Annotated in this window: 19 protein-coding genes; 12 read left to right on the forward strand and 7 right to left on the reverse strand. The window is 71.4% G+C overall.

Features of this window, described 5'->3' with window-relative positions; translation table 11 throughout:
- Nucleotides 1-6 precede the first annotated feature (6 nt).
- A complete protein-coding gene (locus tag A3862_RS08990; protein WP_043759756.1) occupies nucleotides 7-636 on the forward strand; it encodes an SspB family protein in 630 nt (209 codons plus the stop codon).
- A 210-nt stretch (nucleotides 637-846) separates the two neighbouring features.
- Here the strand turns inward: A3862_RS08990 and A3862_RS08995 are convergent, their stop codons facing one another.
- Nucleotides 847-2,235 (reverse strand): cytochrome P450, encoded by a 1,389-nt coding sequence (locus tag A3862_RS08995; RefSeq protein ID WP_043759754.1) that lies wholly within the window; start codon nucleotides 2,233-2,235, stop codon nucleotides 847-849.
- A gap of 121 nt (nucleotides 2,236-2,356) precedes the next feature.
- Between A3862_RS08995 and fumC the strand changes: the two genes are divergently transcribed.
- From fumC to A3862_RS31475, 6 genes are all read left to right on the forward strand, one after another.
- Nucleotides 2,357-3,766: a class II fumarate hydratase gene (gene fumC, locus A3862_RS09000; protein ID WP_043351115.1), complete on the forward strand. Its 1,410-nt coding sequence runs from the start codon at nucleotides 2,357-2,359 to the stop codon at nucleotides 3,764-3,766.
- 55 nt (nucleotides 3,767-3,821) lie between these two features.
- Nucleotides 3,822-4,025, forward strand: a complete 204-nt coding sequence (locus A3862_RS09005) for a DUF4169 family protein (RefSeq protein ID WP_043351113.1) — start codon at nucleotides 3,822-3,824, stop codon at nucleotides 4,023-4,025.
- A gap of 10 nt (nucleotides 4,026-4,035) precedes the next feature.
- Nucleotides 4,036-4,260 (forward strand): ribbon-helix-helix domain-containing protein, encoded by a 225-nt coding sequence (locus A3862_RS09010; protein ID WP_043351112.1) that lies wholly within the window; start codon nucleotides 4,036-4,038, stop codon nucleotides 4,258-4,260.
- Nucleotides 4,261-4,341: 81 nt separating this feature from the next.
- On the forward strand, nucleotides 4,342-4,968 hold the full coding sequence (locus A3862_RS09015; protein ID WP_043351110.1) for a ParB-like protein: 627 nt from the start codon (nucleotides 4,342-4,344) through the stop codon (nucleotides 4,966-4,968).
- 144 nt (nucleotides 4,969-5,112) lie between these two features.
- Nucleotides 5,113-6,033, forward strand: coding sequence for a penicillin-insensitive murein endopeptidase (gene mepA, locus A3862_RS09020; RefSeq protein ID WP_043351108.1), 921 nt, complete (start codon nucleotides 5,113-5,115; stop codon nucleotides 6,031-6,033).
- Between the two features lie 165 nt (nucleotides 6,034-6,198).
- Nucleotides 6,199-6,360: a hypothetical protein gene (locus tag A3862_RS31475; RefSeq protein WP_164706358.1), complete on the forward strand. Its 162-nt coding sequence runs from the start codon at nucleotides 6,199-6,201 to the stop codon at nucleotides 6,358-6,360.
- A gap of 3 nt (nucleotides 6,361-6,363) precedes the next feature.
- Here the strand turns inward: A3862_RS31475 and msrA are convergent, their stop codons facing one another.
- Complete coding sequence (gene msrA, locus A3862_RS09025; protein ID WP_043379331.1) at nucleotides 6,364-7,020, reverse strand: peptide-methionine (S)-S-oxide reductase MsrA; 657 nt, start codon at nucleotides 7,018-7,020, stop codon at nucleotides 6,364-6,366.
- Between the two features lie 217 nt (nucleotides 7,021-7,237).
- Here msrA and A3862_RS09030 point away from each other — a divergent pair, with 217 nt between their 5' ends.
- Nucleotides 7,238-7,702, forward strand: a complete 465-nt coding sequence (locus A3862_RS09030; protein ID WP_269467570.1) for a PAS domain-containing protein — start codon at nucleotides 7,238-7,240, stop codon at nucleotides 7,700-7,702.
- Nucleotides 7,703-7,738: 36 nt separating this feature from the next.
- Here the strand turns inward: A3862_RS09030 and A3862_RS09035 are convergent, their stop codons facing one another.
- Complete coding sequence (locus tag A3862_RS09035) at nucleotides 7,739-8,059, reverse strand: hypothetical protein (RefSeq protein ID WP_043351099.1); 321 nt, start codon at nucleotides 8,057-8,059, stop codon at nucleotides 7,739-7,741.
- Between the two features lie 220 nt (nucleotides 8,060-8,279).
- On the opposite strand from A3862_RS09035, the gene A3862_RS09040 reads away from it, so the two are divergent.
- Both A3862_RS09040 and A3862_RS09045 read left to right on the forward strand, forming a co-directional pair.
- The gene (locus tag A3862_RS09040; protein ID WP_111473528.1) at nucleotides 8,280-8,957 is read left to right on the forward strand and encodes an HAD family hydrolase; all 678 of its coding nucleotides are present in this window, start codon (nucleotides 8,280-8,282) and stop codon (nucleotides 8,955-8,957) included.
- Nucleotides 8,958-9,362: 405 nt separating this feature from the next.
- Entirely contained in the window at nucleotides 9,363-9,650 is a 288-nt protein-coding gene (locus A3862_RS09045) for a hypothetical protein (RefSeq protein ID WP_111473529.1), read from the forward strand.
- A 20-nt stretch (nucleotides 9,651-9,670) separates the two neighbouring features.
- On the opposite strand, the gene A3862_RS09050 is transcribed toward A3862_RS09045, so the two are convergent.
- From A3862_RS09050 to argH, 4 genes are all read right to left on the reverse strand, one after another.
- Nucleotides 9,671-10,384 carry a hypothetical protein gene (locus A3862_RS09050; RefSeq protein ID WP_043759748.1) on the reverse strand — a complete coding sequence of 238 codons (714 nt, stop codon included), beginning with the start codon at nucleotides 10,382-10,384 and terminating at the stop codon, nucleotides 9,671-9,673.
- 108 nt (nucleotides 10,385-10,492) lie between these two features.
- Nucleotides 10,493-10,774, reverse strand: coding sequence for a hypothetical protein (locus A3862_RS09055; RefSeq protein WP_043759746.1), 282 nt, complete (start codon nucleotides 10,772-10,774; stop codon nucleotides 10,493-10,495).
- Nucleotides 10,775-10,964: 190 nt separating this feature from the next.
- Entirely contained in the window at nucleotides 10,965-11,456 is a 492-nt protein-coding gene (locus tag A3862_RS09060; protein WP_043759744.1) for an AAA family ATPase, read from the reverse strand.
- A gap of 209 nt (nucleotides 11,457-11,665) precedes the next feature.
- Nucleotides 11,666-13,045 (reverse strand): argininosuccinate lyase, encoded by a 1,380-nt coding sequence (gene argH, locus A3862_RS09065; protein WP_043759742.1) that lies wholly within the window; start codon nucleotides 13,043-13,045, stop codon nucleotides 11,666-11,668.
- A gap of 42 nt (nucleotides 13,046-13,087) precedes the next feature.
- Between argH and tlpA the strand changes: the two genes are divergently transcribed.
- Nucleotides 13,088-13,729, forward strand: a complete 642-nt coding sequence (gene tlpA, locus A3862_RS09070; protein WP_043759741.1) for a thiol:disulfide interchange protein TlpA — start codon at nucleotides 13,088-13,090, stop codon at nucleotides 13,727-13,729.
- 84 nt (nucleotides 13,730-13,813) lie between these two features.
- Nucleotides 13,814-15,010 (forward strand): Na+/H+ antiporter NhaA, encoded by a 1,197-nt coding sequence (nhaA, locus tag A3862_RS09075; protein ID WP_043379344.1) that lies wholly within the window; start codon nucleotides 13,814-13,816, stop codon nucleotides 15,008-15,010.
- Nucleotides 15,011-15,029 lie beyond the last annotated feature (19 nt).

Below are 15,029 nucleotides of genomic sequence, written 5' to 3' on the forward strand. Positions count from 1 at the left end.
CCGCAGATGGCAGACGACCTCATCCGCTACGATCTACTGGTACAGGACGCCCTGCGCGGCGTGGTCCGCAAGGTGCTGACCGACGCGGCCCGCGAGGGCCTGATGGGCGAGCATCACTTCTACGTCTCGTTCCGGACGGAAGCGCCCGGCGTGCGGATCTCGCAGGCCCTGCGGGAGAAGTACCCGCAGGACATGACGATCGTCCTGCAGCACCAGTTCTGGGACCTCAACGTCACCGAGCACGCCTTCGAAGTCGGCCTGTCCTTCTCGGGGGTGCCGGAGCGGCTGCTGGTGCCGTTCGACGCCCTGTCGGGCTTCTTCGATCCCTCCGTGCAGTTCGGCCTGAAGTTCGATCTCAGCGAAGCCGGCGAGACCCCCGAGGAGGCGAACGCCGCCCCGGCGGCCAAGCCCGGCCCGCGCGGGGCCGGCTCGGAACCCGGCGAGGTGCGGCCCAAGAGCGCCGGTCTCGCCACGATCGGCTCCGGCGCGCCGAAGGGGCTGCCCGCTCCCGCCGCTCAGGGCGAGAAAGCCGCCGGCAAGTCCGACGACAAGGCCCCCCGCCCCGCCGCCAAGAAGGAGGGCGAGGAGGGCAGCGCCGAGGTCGTGAGCCTGGACGCCTTCCGCAAGAAGAGCTGAGCGTCTCCCGGGCCGGATCGACGGCCGGGCGTCGTACGGGGGACGACACGGTCGCGCCGTCGATGCTGTCGGCGGCTGCGGGGAGCCCGCGCCCGATCGCCAAGCGATCCGCGACCCTCGAGACCGTCGATCAGATTCGGTCGCCCGTCCCCTCCGGCCGTCCTGCTGAAGGGCGCCGGCCTGCACCGCGGCACGGTGACCGGGCCCGGCCTAGCCCCGCGCCACCGCGTCCATGCGCAAGCCGTGCTCCGGCCGCAGCGTCACCCGGTGGAGCGGCGTCACCGGCGGATGATCCGCCGGCAGCCGGAAGCGCACCGCCCGCACCACATGCGCCAGCACGATCACGGCCTCCTGAATCGAGAAGCTCTGGCCGATGCAGATCCGCGGCCCCGCCCCGAACGGCAGATAGGCGAAGCGCGGAATCGTGTCGCGGTTCTCGGGCAGGAACCGCTCCGGCACGAAGGCCTCCGGATCCTCCCACAGCAGATGATGGCGGTGGAGCACCCAGGGCGCCACCATGACCAGCGAGCCCCGCGGCACCTTGATCCGGCCGAGCCGGTCGTCCCGGATCGCCTGACGGCTGAGGAACGGCACCGGCGGGAACAGGCGCATCGCCTCCTCGATCGCCGCCCGGGTGAACGGCAGACGCTCCGCGGAAAAATCCCCCGGCCCGGCGGCATCGACCTCGGCCTCGATCCGCGCCTGGGCGGCCGGATCCTGCGACAGGCAGTAGAGCGTCCAGGTCAGGGAATTGGCCGTGGTCTCGTGCCCGGCGGCGATGAAGGTGACGATGTTGGCCTTCACGGCGAGATCCGAGAGCCCGTTGCCGGTCTCGGGATCCTGCGCTTCGAGCAGCAGGGTCAGCAGGTCCCGGGGCGCCTCCCCCCGCGCCATCAGCGCCTTGCGGCGGGCGATGAGCTCATCGACCACCTCGGCGAAGAAGCGGCCCGCCGGACGGGCCCGCAGGCGGCCGATCCGCGGCACGAAATCGGGCACGCCGAACACGTCGAGGGGGTCGATCGGCCCGACCGCTTCCAGGAAGCGCGTGATCGCACGGCCGAGGGCATCGGGATCGCTCGGCAGGCCTTGCGTGAAGATCGTCCGCTCCAGCACGTCGAGCGTGACGCGGGTCATCTCAAGGGCCACATCGACCTGCTTGCCGTCGCGGCGGACGAGGCGGCGGCCGAGACGGGCGCCGGCGGCGTTCATCGCCTCCGAAAAGCCCTGGACCGTGCGGGCGTTGAAGATCGGCGCCAGCGTCCGGCGCTGGAGGCGCCACTCGTCGCCCTCGGCGCTGAGCAGACCGTTGCCGAGCCCCGGGGCGAGGACACGCCGCTGCAGGTCGTCCTTGCGGTAGCCGTCGGCGTTCTCGATGAGCAGGTAGCGGATCAGCGCCGGGTCGCTCACCAGGGTGATCCGGCCCATCGCGCCCTCGGCCGCCACCACCGGCAGCTTGAAATGCGCGTCCATCCAGGTGGTGATCGGATTCTTCCGGGCCGCCCGCAGGAAGTCGAACAGGCCGAGCGGCGCCTTCAGCGGCGGCGGCACGACGGGGCGGAACCGGGCGGCGGGTTCGGACAGATCGATCGTCGCGCTCATCGGCTCCTTGTCCGGCGGGAACAGAGCTTCGCTCTTGTCGGGGTGCCGGGAAAACCGGCATCGCGATTCACCCGCGCCTCATTTAAGTAGGCACCGCACGGCACCAGACGTAGAGGCCACGATGTCGCCCACCGAGACCGCCACCCGCACCGAGTCCGACACCTTCGGGCCGATCGAGGTTCCGGCGCATCGCTACTGGGGCGCGCAGACGCAGCGCTCGATCCAGAACTTCAAGATCGGCACCGACCGGATGCCGGCGCCCCTCGTCCACGCCCTCGGGGTGGTGAAGCAGGCTGCCGCCCTGGTGAACAAGGATCTCGGCGCCCTCGACGCGACGCTCGCCGACGCCATCGCGGCCTCGGCCGCCGAGGTAGTGGAGGGCCGCCACGACGACGAGTTCCCCCTGGTCATCTACCAGACCGGCTCGGGCACCCAGTCGAACATGAACGCCAACGAGGTGATCGCGAGCCTCGCCAACGAGCGGCTGGGCGGCCAGCGCGGCGGCAAGTCGCCGGTCCACCCGAACGACCATTGCAACCGCGGACAGTCCTCGAACGACACCTTCCCCACCGCCATGCACATCGCGGTGGCGCGGGAGATCCAGGGGCGCCTGCTGCCGGCGCTCTCCCACCTGCACGGCGCGCTGGACGCCAAGGCCAAGGCGTTCGCGTCGATCGTCAAGATCGGCCGCACCCACCTGCAGGACGCGACACCGGTCTCGCTGGGCCAGGAATTCTCCGGCTACGCCGCCCAGGTGGCGCTCGGCGGCTCGCGGGTCGCCGCGACCCTGCCGGGGGTCCTGGCGCTCGCCCAGGGCGGCACCGCGGTCGGCACCGGGCTCAACGCCCATCCGGAATTCGCCGACCGCTTCGCCGCCAAGGTCGCGGAGCTGACCGGGCTGCCCTTCACCTCCGCCGAGAACAAGTTCGAGGCGCTGGCCACCCACGACGCGCTGGTGTTCACGCAGGGCGCGCTCGCGGCCCTCGCCGCCGGCCTGTTCAAGATCGCCCAGGACATCCGCTTCCTCGGCTCGGGCCCGCGCTCCGGCCTCGGCGAATTGTCGCTCCCTGAGAACGAGCCCGGCTCCTCGATCATGCCCGGCAAGGTCAACCCGACCCAGTGCGAGGCGCTGACCATGGTCTGCGCCCAGGTGATCGGCAACGGCACGACGGTGAGCTTCGCCGGCAGCCAGGGCAATTTCGAACTCAACGTCTTCAAGCCGGTGATCGCCAACGCGGTGCTGCAATCGGTGCGGCTGCTCGCCGACGCGGCGGTGAGCTTCACCGACAATTGCGTCGTCGGCATCAAGGCCAACGAGGACAAGATCGCCGACCTGATGAGCCGCTCGCTCATGCTGGTGACCGCGCTCGCCCCCTCGATCGGCTACGACAAGGCCGCCGAGATCGCCAAGACCGCGCACAAGAACGGCACCACCCTCAAGCAGGAGGCCCTGCGCCTCGGCTACGTCACCGAGGCGGAGTTCGAGCGCGTGGTCCGGCCGGAGACGATGCTGGCGCCCAGCGCCGACTGATTGTTGTGTGACGTCCCGGCGCGGAGCCTCCCGCGCCGGTTACGGGAGGCGATCCGTGGCCGAGATCATCAATCTGCGCCAGATCCGCAAGGCGAAGGCCCGTGCCGAGGCCGACACGAAGGCCGAGGCCAACCGGATCGCCTTCGGCCAGCCGAAGAAGGCCAAGACCCTCCAGCAGCGGCGCAAGGCCCTCGAGACCGAGCGCCACGAGGGCCATCGCCTCGCGCGGCACGAGCCGGATTCCGACCCGAACGCATGATCCGCCTCCCGTGAGCGCCGGCCTCACCAAGCATTCCGTGATGATCGCTGGCCACCGCACCAGCGTGTCCCTGGAGGATCCGTTCTGGGCGGCGCTGCGGGAGATCGCGGAGGCGCGGGGCCAGTCCGTCCAGGCCCTCATCGGCGCGATCGATGCCGGGCGCGACGGGCAGAACCTGTCTTCGGCGATCCGGGTCTTCGTCCTCGAAGCCGTGCGCGCGATGCCGGAAACGTGAGCGCGTCGCGCCCTGTCCGATCTGCCGGTCCCGAATAGCTTGTGACGTGCGCGTGACAAAATCCCGCAGTCAGGAGATCCCATGGCCACCCGAGAGCCGCTGCTCAGAACAATCCCGATCGCCGAGCTGCGCCCGACGCAGATGACGGTGGGCTACCGTGAAGTGGCGGAGAAGCGGCGGCGCTGGCGGGAATACGACGGCGAGAAGAAAGAGGAGTTCCTCGGCGCCCATATGATTCCGACGCTGCTCGGGCCAAAGAAGCGCCACTACATCATCGATCATCACCACCTCTCCCGCGCCCTGCACGAGGAGGGGGTCGAGAGCGTGCTCGTCACCGTGGTGGCCGACCTGCACTACCTCGACAAGGACGCCTTCTGGACGGTGTGCGACCACAAATCCTGGGCGCATCCCTACGATGCCGAGGGCGTGCGCCAGCACTTTAAGGACATCCCGAAATCGGTCGATGCCCTGGCGGACGATCCCTACCGCAGCCTCGCCGGCGAGCTGCGCCGGGCCGGCGGCTTCGCGAAGGATACCACCCCGTTCAGCGAGTTCCTGTGGGCCGACTTCCTGCGGCGGAACATCAAGGAGAAGCGGATCGAGGGCGACTTCTCCTCCGCCCTGGAGCGGGCGATGGCGCTGGCGAAATCCAAGGACGCCGACTACCTGCCCGGCTGGTGCGGACCGGTGACCCGCCCCATCCGCTAGGGCGCCGCCGGGTCGTCGCGGTGGATCCGCCCGACCGTTTCGCGTGACGCGGCGGGCTGTCTGCCCGAAAAACGCCCCGCCCCTGGGCGAGGTTCGGGGGGGCCGCCCGCGCCCGCCCCCTCCAGCCGGACGAACAGCCCCCGCATGCCGATGCCGCGTTTCGCCCCGAGCCTCGCGCTCGCCGCCCTGCTCCTGCCCGCCGCCGCGCAGGCCCAGGATCGCGGCAGCGTCAATCCGAAGCCCCTGCCGCCCCTGGAGCATCCGGACGCGCCCTCGACGCCCGCCAAGGCGCTGTTCGGGCGCGTCACCAAGGCGGCCTCCGGGCCGGCGCACATCTACGGCTTCTATGCCAAGGGCTGCTTCTCCGGGGGTGAGGCGCTGCCGCTGGACGGTCCGAACTGGCAGGTCATGCGCCCGTCCCGCAACCGGATGTGGGGCACGCCCTACCTCGTCGATTTCATCGAGCGCCTGTCGCAGAAGGCGGCCCGGGTCGGCTGGCCCGGCCTCCTCGTGGGCGACATGGCCCAGCCCCGGGGCGGCCCGATGATCACCGGCCACGCCTCGCACCAGATCGGCATCGACGCCGATGTCTGGCTGACGCCGATGCCCGACCACCGCATGAGCCGGGCGGAGCGCGAGGAGACCTCGGCCACCGACATGGTCCGCCGCGACCGCCTCGACATCGATCCGGAGGTCTGGACGCCGACGCACCTGCAACTGATCAAGGTCACCGCCGAGCAGCCGGAGGTGGAGCGCATCTTCGTCAACGCGGCGATCAAGAAGGCGCTGTGCCGCGACGCCGCGGGCAGCCGCTGGATGTCCAAGGTGCGCCCGATGTACGGGCACAATTACCACTACCATATCCGGCTCGCCTGTCCGGCCGGCCAGGAGGATTGCCAGCCGCAGGGCGCGCCGCCGCCGGGCGACGGCTGCGACGACCTCAGCTACTGGTTCTCGGATGCGGTGCTGCATCCGAAGCCCCCGAAGGTGCCGCCGAAACCCAAGCCCGCCATGACCATGGCCGCGCTCCCCAACGCCTGCCGGGCGGTTCTGAAGGCGCCGTAGGGCGGAGGCGCGGAGGCGGGGCGGCCGTCAGCGCGGGCGAGGCGACCCGTCCGCGCGCCACCCGCGCTGACGGTGGCACCGCCGAGGGGATGAGCGGCGCGGAAACGATCCGCCCGGCGAGACTGGTCGCTCGGCGCGCCGGACGCGATGTGCTAACGCCTGCGGATGCCCCGCTGGCTCTTCATCCTCTTCGCGACCGCCGTCGCCCTCTCGGTGCTGGGCAGCGTGCTGATCGTGCTCCGCAGCCCGAACAGCACGCCGCCGCCGCACGGCAGCGCCGCCCCGTTGCCGGGCCCGCAGACGCGGCCCGACGGACGGAGCCCGTGAGGCTCAGGCGGCGACGCCGGTTCCCACCGGGCAGCTGACGCCGGTGCCGCCCAGGCCGCAATAGCCCGCCGGGTTCTTGGCGAGGTACTGCTGGTGGTAGGCCTCCGCGAAATAGAACCGCTCCAGCGGCTTGATCTCGGTGGTGACGTCGGGGAAGCCGCGCGTCCGGAGCGCCTCGGCGTAGGCGTCGCGCACGGCCCGGGCCGTGGCCTCCTGGTCGGGGCCGACGGTGTAGATGCCGGAGCGGTACTGCGTGCCGACATCGTTGCCCTGGCGCATGCCCTGCGTCGGGTCGTGGCTCTCGAAGAAGGTCCGCAGCACCGCCTCCCGGGACAGCACCGCCGGATCGAAGGCCACCAGCACGACCTCATTGTGGCCGGTCTGGCCGGTGCAGACTTCCTCGTAGGTGGGGTTCGGCGTGTAGCCGCCGGCATAGCCGACCGCCGTCACGAACACGCCCTCGGGCAGTTGCCAGAACCGCCGCTCGGCGCCCCAGAAGCATCCGAGCCCCAGCACGATCGTCTCGATGCCCGGCGGATACGGCCCCTTGAGCGGGTTGCCGTTGACGAAATGCGTCTCGGCTGTCGGGACCGGCGTCGGGCGGCCCGGCAGGGCGTCGGCCGGGGCCGGCATTTCGGGACGCTTGCGGAACGAAAACATCGGCTTGCCTTCCGGTGTCGAACTCCCGCCGATATGGGGAGGCGGAGGCGGCCAGAAAAGCGTTCGGCGGCCCGGCGACGCGAAACCTTGACGCGAGACTGGACCTCGGACGCGAATTCCGGCTTGTACCCCCGAGAGACACTGATCGAATGGCCGCTCCGAGCGGCGTTGGGAAGGGCTGATCCGCATGGAGACGGGCGGGACTGCCACGAGCCACGTGCCGGACAATGTGAAGGTGGGGTCGCAGCGGGGCGATCCGTTCGCCGCAGCCGTGCGCGCGACGCGGATGCCGATGATCATCACGGATCCGGCCCAGCACGACAACCCGATCGTCTTCGTGAACGACGCCTTCCTGACGCTGACCGGCTATACCCGGATGGAGGTGATCGGCCGCAACTGCCGCTTCCTGCAGGGTCCCGAAACCGAGGCGGAGGCCGTCGATCGCCTGCGCGAGGCCATCCGGCGGGAGGAGGACATCCGGGTCGACCTCCTCAACTATCGCAAGGACGGCTCGACCTTCCAGAACGCCCTCTATGTCGGGCCGGTGCGGGATGAGGCGGACCGGGTCGTCTACTTCTTCGCCTCGCAGTTCGACGTCAGCGAGCGCTACGCGCTGACCGCCGAGGTCGAACGGCTGAAGGGGGCGCTGGCGGAGGCCGAGGCCCGGCTCGCGGGCCGTTAGGCCGGGCCCGAGCGCCAGGGCTTCGTCATTACTTCGTCAGGGCTTCGTCAGGAAGCCGATCGGCTCGCGGCCCGGCTGGCCGAGCCAGAGCAGCACCGCGCCGAGCCCCAGGCCGATCAGGGAGGCCGGCGCCAGGGTGAGCGGCAGGCCCAGGATGTGCCAGAGCCAGGGCGCCGCCCCCTCCACGCTGCCCTGCAGGGCGCTGGCCTTGTCCTTGAACAGGGTGGCGATCACGTCGGAGAGGGGCGTCACCCGCAGGCCGTTGTTGGCGATGGAACGGGCGCCGTCATAGATCAGCGCGACGAAGCCGCCGGCCATCAGCAGGAAGCCCAGGACGCGGGCCAGGAAGCGGAACATCGCGGGGCCTTCTGAGCCTTGCCTTACGGACCGTTTGGGCTTTCGCCGGCGCGCCCGAGGGCGCCCGCCCCGGGAGTATGGGTCCGGACCGCAAGGTGCAAGCGCCAGCGGCGCGTCTGCGGCGCGTCCGGGGCGAGCGTCGATCCGCGCGGTTGCCGGGTCGCCGGGCCCGTGCCACAGGCTCGCCCCGCGGCGGCGGGCCGCGGGAGAGCGGTCGACCTTGAACGCGCGCGCGACGAATCTCGGCCTCGTGATCTTCGATTGCGATGGCGTTCTGGTGGACAGCGAGCCCCTGAGCCTCGCCTGCCTGACGGCCGGACTGAACCGGATCGGCGTCGATATCGACTTCGCCACCGTGCGGGCCCGCTTCACCGGCACCGCGATGCCCTCGATCATGGCCCATATCGCCAGCGACTACGGGGTCGCCGCACCCGCCGGCTTCGTCGAGGCGGTGAAGGCCGAGACCCTGGCGCTGTTCGACGCGGAGCTGCGGGCGATGCGCGGCGTCGCCGAGGCGGTCGCCGCCGTGGGCCTGCCGGTCTGCGTCGCGTCGAGCAGCGACCCGGTGCGGCTGCGCCATTCCCTGACCCTGACCGGGCTGCTGCCGCTGTTCGGCGACCACGTCTTCTCCTCGGCCCAGGTGGCACGGGGCAAGCCGTTCCCCGACCTGTTCCTGTTTGCCGCCGCGCGCATGGGCGCCGCTCCGGCCGCCTGCCTGGTGATCGAGGACAGCGTGCCCGGCGTCACGGCGGCCCGGAGCGCCGGCATGCGGGTGGCGGGCTTCACCGGGGGCGGCCATTGGGGGCACGACCCGGCGGGCACCGGCCTCGCGGAGGCCGGCGCGACCCGGATCTTCTCGGACTTCTCCGACCTCGCCGCGGTGATCGCCGCCGCCTGAACGATCCCGCCTCCCCCGAGCGCGGCCGGCACCGGATTCCTGCCAGGCGGGCACCGAAAATCGGAAGTCCGTTCCGTTGACGGTGTGCGGCGCCACGCCCATTTTCAGGGTGCCGGCCGGGCTGAACGCCCGGGCGCTCCGCCGGTCCGGCCGCGGTGATTTGAGAAGCGTAGCTTGCGCCGCGTGATCAAACGCTAAAGCACTGCGACGGCCCCGTGCCGCGCGGTCCTTCAGTCTGGAGGACATCCGATGGTCCTGCGAACACCGTCCCTTCGACACCCGCTCCTGAACGCGCCCTGCTGCCCCGCCGCCCGTCGGCGCTGTCGACGCTAGCCCCGCCGACCGTCCGCAGCAGCCCACGCGATCCGGCACGGCGATATGCCGGCCCAGGGAGTTCCCAGTCCGATGCACAGTCTCGCAGAGTTCCAGCCCGAAAACCGTCCCGATTTCGCAGACCCGGCCATCGGGCCTGCCGAACCGGCCCGGGTGATCGAGATCGGTGAGGTCACCGCCGGGATCGCCGTGCCCGAGGGGCGCGGCGTCCGGTTCTTCTCATCGGCGTGCGCGTTCGACGGTCTCGACGGCGCCGTGTTCCGCACGGCCGAGCAGGCGGCCCGGGCAGCCCGCGCGCGCATGCGTACCCCGAGCCGGCCGGCCGCGCGGGCGCATCGCCCCGCGCTGCGCCGGGCCTGACCCGCGCGCCACCCCGCGCGCTACCGGCCGCACTCGTCGCGGGTGCGCTTCAGGGCTTCCGCGAACCCGCCGAGGGCGTATTCGTCGCTCGTCGGGTTCCCGCGCAGCGAGGTGGTCTTGATCACGAGCTTGGGGTTGCGGGCGCTCATCTCCGAGACGACCCGCGCCTCCTCGGCGGGGTTCTGCAGCCAGGCATTGCCGTCCTTCACCACGAGGCCGTAGCGGCTGGCGCCGAGGTTGAGGCTCGGATCGGTGGGCGCGGCCGCGGAGCCGGGCTTGATCTGGGAGGCCGCGGGCTTCGACGGGAAGCCCAGCATCACCGCCACCTCGTTCTGGACGTTCTCGCCCTTGCGCACGCTCACGAACAGATAGGCGGTGTCGCGCTTCAGGGTCTTGGGCGAGCGCGTCTGCGGCTGCGCGATGGCGTAGCAGAGCTTGTTGCGGCCGTCGCCGTTCACGAACACGTTCCAGTCGCCGAAGATCGCCACCGGCGTGGCCTGCTGCATGCCGGGCGGCGTCGCCGCCTTCTCCGCGCGCTTGGTCCGCTCGCGCCCATGCCGCCGCACCCGGCGGCTCGGGGCCGCGTCGCCGCCCCCGGCATCCGGGGCCTGCGCCACCTCCTGGGCATTGGCCGTCGTCGCCGACAGGCCGACCCCGCCGAGCAAACCGGTGGCCAGCCCGGATGCGAGCAGGGCGAGAGCTCCGACCGGGAGCGAGCGGGAAACGCGGACCATCTTCACTTCCTGACGACGGGCGGCTCCGTCAGGAGCCGGACCGGGGATCGGGATTAGTGAAGCTTGCGTAAAACGTCGGCAAGATGGCGAGGCCGGATCTCTCGAACATCAGACCGCGCGGGCTTCCGTCGCCCGGGCCGCGATCAGTCCGGCCGGAACCGGCAGCGGCTCGACCGCCTGGCCGGCCGAGACCGCGATCGCGTCCGGCTGGGCCGGCGCGGCACGCTTGCGGGGCGGATCGTTGTAGGGCGTGTTGTAGCCCTTGCGGACCGCGGCCCAGTAGGATTCGCGCGTCAGGCCCGACCCGGTCAACGCGGCGTCGATCATCGCCGTGGCATGCGCCGCGAAATCCGGCACGTCCTCCGGGTTAAGCCAACTCTCGACAGGCATCCTGCGAACTCCGATCCGAACGGCGAAGCTTGTAGCTGAGCGGACTTATCCAGACACTGAACGCGCGGGTGGGCAGAGGGTTGCAATGCACAATTTTGATGGGCGCTGTGGATGACCGGGCGCCCGTCATCGGGCCCGAGGCGATCGGGGCGCCGCCCTGTCGGCGGAGCGAAACGCCCCCCGGCCCGCGCTACGCCCGGTGAACGACGAGGGTAAAGCCTTCCTCCGGGTCCGGCGGCACGAAGTAGCGGCTGAACAGGTCGAACTCGGCATCCGTCACCGTGAAGGTATGGGCACCCTCGGCGTTGCGGAGGCGGAGGCGGGCCTTGCAGACCGCATCGGGTACGTCGAGGACGTGGAGTTGGTGGGCGACGCCGGCCGCCTCGAACAGGGTCCGCATCCAGGCCCGGCTGGCGACGGTGTTAGCCGGGAAGTCCAGCACGACCGAGAGGCCGAGTCGCAGCAGCGCCACGAGGTGCGGCGCCATCGCGTCGCGCAGGCGCGCCGCGTTGCGCGCGTAGTCGGCCAGGGAGGTTTGCTCACCGGGATAGAGCCGGGCGAGCCAGTGATCCTCCGCGACCACGACCGTGCCGGGCTGCTGCCCCAGGCGGTCGGTCAGCGTCGATTTGCCGGCAGCGATCTTGCCGCACACGAGGTGCAGAGTCGGGACGTGGGTGGGCATGGCGGGGACCTTGGATGCGGCGCGACGGCCGCGGGGCGCTCACGGGCGGGTCGGCCCGGCCTGACGGATCAGGCCGGGTTCCGAATTCGCCCGCGCAACGCGGCCCCTCCGCCGTGAATCGACAAGGTCATGAACCCACTCTGACATCCGCCGGGCGCCACTGCCAAGGAGCACCGAGGAGCGGCGGAGGCCCGCGGGGGCGCGCTGGCTCAGCCCAGCCGCTCGATCCAGGCCTGCGCCTGTTGCCGGACGTTGTCGGGCGCGGTGCCGCCGTAGCTGGTGCGGCTCGCCACCGAGTTCGCGACGCCGAGCACCGCGTAGACCGCATCGGTGATCCGCGGCTCCGCCTCCTGCATCTCGGGCAGCGACAGCGCCTCCAGCCCGACGCCCTTGGCGGAGGCGACGCCGACGAGACGGCCGGTGACGTGGTGGGCTTGCCGGAACGGCAGGCCGAGCTCGCGCACCAGCCAGTCGGCGAGGTCGGTGGCGGTGGCGTAGCCGGAGCCGGCGGCTTGGCTGAGCACCTCGGCGTTGGGCTCAAGATCCTTCACCATGCCGGTCATGGCGGCGAGGCACAGCGACAGGGCCTGGAGGGCGTCGAACGTCCCTTCCTTGTCCTCCTGCATGTCCTTCGAATAGGCGAGCGGCAGGCCCTTCATGACGACGAGCAGGCCGGTCAGCGCGCCGATGATCCGGCCGCTCTTGGCCCGTACCAGCTCGGCGGCGTCGGGGTTGCGCTTCTGCGGCATGATCGACGAGCCGGTGGTGTAGCCGTCCGACAGGCGCACGAAGTTGAACTGGGCCGAAGTCCAGACCACCAGTTCCTCGGCGAAGCGCGACAGGTGCACCGCGCAGATCGAGGCCGCCGCCAGGGCCTCCAGGGCGAAGTCGCGGTCGGCGACGGAATCCAGGGAATTCGCGGTCGGCCGGTCGAAGCCGAGCGCCGCCGCGGTGGCGTGCCGGTCGATCGGGAAGGAGGTGCCGGCGAGCGCAGCGGCGCCGAGCGGGCACTCGTTGAGCCGCGCCCGAGCGTCACGGAACCGGCCCCGGTCCCGGGCCAGCATCTCGACATAGGCGAGGCAATGGTGGCCGAAGGTCACCGGCTGCGCCGACTGGAGATGGGTGAAGCCCGGCATCACCGTGCCGGCGTGCTGCAGCGCCGTCTGGCTGAGGGCGCGCTGCAGGTCGGCAGCCTGCTGGTCGAGCGAATCCAGGGTGTCGCGCACCCAGAGCTTCATGTCGGTGGCGACCTGGTCGTTGCGCGAGCGCGCCGTGTGCAGGCGGCCGGCGGCCGGCCCGACGATCTCGGTCAGGCGGCTCTCCACGGACATGTGGATGTCCTCGAGCTCGCGCTTGAACGTGAAGGTGCCGGCCTCGATCTCGTCGCGCACGGACTTGAGCCCGGCCTCGATCGCGGCCACATCCTCCGCCGGCAGGATGCCGGCTTGGCCCAGCATCGCCACATGCGCCAGCGAGCCGCGGATATCCTGGGGCGCGAGGCGCTTGTCGAACCCGATGGAGGCGTTGATCTCCTCCATGATCTCCGCCGGGCCGCTCGCGAAGCGGCCGCCCCACATCCGGTTGCTCATGTCGATCCTTCCGCGCCCTGACCGTCCCGAGGCCCGAGCCTGATGCCCGGCCGCACGCCCATCCTGGCCGGCGCGGGCGTCGCCGCGCTCGCCGTCCTCGGCCTCGCCCTATACGGGAGCGGTCTCCTGCCCGGCAACATGGGCGGCGCCCTTCAGCCCTGCGCCGCCGCCAAGCCCGCCCTCGCCCGGGTCGACGCCGCCGCGAAGGGCGAGGTCGCCGCCATGCAGGCCCTGACGCAGGCCCGGCCCGCGCCGGACATCCGCTTCAAGGGGCCGGACGGCGCCGAGACCGGCCTCGCCGACCTCAAGGGCCGGCTGCTCCTCGTGAATCTCTGGGCGACGTGGTGTGCCCCCTGCAAGGCCGAGATGCCGGCCCTCGACCGGCTCCAGGCGCAGATCGGCGGGCCCGACTTCCAGGTCGTCGCCATCAACGTCGACACCCGCAACCTCGAGACGCCGCCGGCCTGGCTGAAGCAGGCCGGCATCCGCGACCTCGCCTTCTATGCCGATCCCGGGGGCCGCGTGCTTCCGATCATCCAGCGCGACACGCAATCGCCCGGCCTGCCGACCACGATGCTGATCGACGCGCAGGGCTGCACCCTCGGGGTGATGAAGGGACCGGCCGCGTGGTCGAGCCCGGACGGGTTGGCCCTGATCCGTGCGGCGCTGGGACGGACGTCATAGAGGTTGGCATCATAGAGGTTGGCGCCATAGGGGTTACGGTCGCGCCCTTGCGCCCACCTGGGATGCGCGGCAAGGCCTGCTGCGATGACATCTCCCCACACCGCGCCGCGGAGGCGGGGCCCGCGCCCCCTCTCGATCATCCGCACGCTGCTCGCCGGCGAGGCGGTGGGCGGGCTGATCCTGATGGCGGCCGCCGCCCTGGCGCTCGTCGTCGCCAACGGGCCGTTCGCCGAAACCTACGCGCACGGGCTCCACGCGGCCCTCGGGCCGATGAGCGTCCAGCACTGGATCAACGACGGCCTGATGGCCGGGTTCTTCCTGCTGGTCGGGCTGGAGATCAAGCGCGAGGCCCTCGACGGGCGGCTGCGCACCTGGCCCGACCGGATCCTGCCCGGCTGCGCGGCTTTGGGCGGCATGGCGGTGCCGGCCGCCTTCTACGCCCTGGCCAATCTCGGCGCCGGCACCCTGCGGGGCTGGGCGATCCCGGCGGCCACCGACATCGCCTTCGCGCTGGGGGTCCTGGCGCTCCTCGGATCGCGGGTGCCGGTCTCCCTGAAGATCTTCCTCAGCGCGGTCGCCATCGTCGACGATCTCGGCGCCGTCGTGGTGATCGCGCTGTTCTACAGCTCCGGCCTCGACCTCACCATGCTGGGGCTCGCCGCCCTGGTAGTGGCCGCCCTCTACGGCCTCAACCGGGCGGGGATCGGATGGCTTCCGGCCTACGGGCTGCTCGGCCTCGTGCTCTGGGTCCTCGTGCTGCGCTCCGGGATCCACGCGACGATCGCGGGCGTGCTGCTCGCGCTCACCATCCCGATCCGGGTCAGCCCGGGCCGGCCGGAGGATGCGCTCTCGCCCCTGCACCGGCTGGAGCACGCCCTCGCCCCCTGGATCACCTACTTGGTGGTGCCGGTCTTCGGCTTCGCCAATGCGGGCGTGGACCTCTCCGGCCTCACCCCCGAGGCCCTGCTCCAGCCGGTGACGCTCGGCATCGCGGCCGGGCTGTTCCTCGGCAAGCAGGCCGGCGTGTTCGCGAGCCTCCGGCTGGCGGTGGCGCTGGGATGGGCCAAGCGCCCGGCCGGGGCCGGCTGGGGGCAGGTCTACGGGGTCGCGGTGCTGTGCGGCATCGGCTTCACCATGAGCCTGTTCATCGGCGGCCTCGCCTTCCCGGATCCGGAGCATGAGACCGCCGTGAAGCTCGGCGTGCTCGCGGGCTCGGTCCTGTCGGGGCTCGCCGGCGCGGCGATTCTGCTGCTGGCCAAGCCGCGGACCGCCACGCGATAGCGGCGTCCCGCGCACGAGG

The sequence above is a fragment of the Methylobacterium sp. XJLW genome, from assembly GCF_003254375.1.
Classification (GTDB): Bacteria; Pseudomonadota; Alphaproteobacteria; order Rhizobiales; family Beijerinckiaceae; genus Methylobacterium; species Methylobacterium fujisawaense.

Coding starts and splice junctions, on each gene's coding strand:
- mepA (WP_043351108.1), top strand. CDS start 5,113: ATGCCGATGCCGCGTTTCGCCCCGAGCCTCGCGCTCGCCGCCCTGCTC.
- A3862_RS09060 (WP_043759744.1), bottom strand. CDS start 11,456: ATGCCCACCCACGTCCCGACTCTGCACCTCGTGTGCGGCAAGATCGCT.
- A3862_RS09015 (WP_043351110.1), top strand. CDS start 4,342: ATGGCCACCCGAGAGCCGCTGCTCAGAACAATCCCGATCGCCGAGCTG.
- nhaA (WP_043379344.1), top strand. CDS start 13,814: ATGACATCTCCCCACACCGCGCCGCGGAGGCGGGGCCCGCGCCCCCTC.
- A3862_RS09055 (WP_043759746.1), bottom strand. CDS start 10,774: ATGCCTGTCGAGAGTTGGCTTAACCCGGAGGACGTGCCGGATTTCGCG.
- argH (WP_043759742.1), bottom strand. CDS start 13,045: ATGAGCAACCGGATGTGGGGCGGCCGCTTCGCGAGCGGCCCGGCGGAG.
- A3862_RS09045 (WP_111473529.1), top strand. CDS start 9,363: ATGCACAGTCTCGCAGAGTTCCAGCCCGAAAACCGTCCCGATTTCGCA.
- A3862_RS08995 (WP_043759754.1), bottom strand. CDS start 2,235: ATGAGCGCGACGATCGATCTGTCCGAACCCGCCGCCCGGTTCCGCCCC.
- msrA (WP_043379331.1), bottom strand. CDS start 7,020: ATGTTTTCGTTCCGCAAGCGTCCCGAAATGCCGGCCCCGGCCGACGCC.
- A3862_RS08990 (WP_043759756.1), top strand. CDS start 7: ATGGCAGACGACCTCATCCGCTACGATCTACTGGTACAGGACGCCCTG.
- A3862_RS09050 (WP_043759748.1), bottom strand. CDS start 10,384: ATGGTCCGCGTTTCCCGCTCGCTCCCGGTCGGAGCTCTCGCCCTGCTC.
- tlpA (WP_043759741.1), top strand. CDS start 13,088: ATGCCCGGCCGCACGCCCATCCTGGCCGGCGCGGGCGTCGCCGCGCTC.
- A3862_RS31475 (WP_164706358.1), top strand. CDS start 6,199: ATGCCCCGCTGGCTCTTCATCCTCTTCGCGACCGCCGTCGCCCTCTCG.
- A3862_RS09035 (WP_043351099.1), bottom strand. CDS start 8,059: ATGTTCCGCTTCCTGGCCCGCGTCCTGGGCTTCCTGCTGATGGCCGGC.
- fumC (WP_043351115.1), top strand. CDS start 2,357: ATGTCGCCCACCGAGACCGCCACCCGCACCGAGTCCGACACCTTCGGG.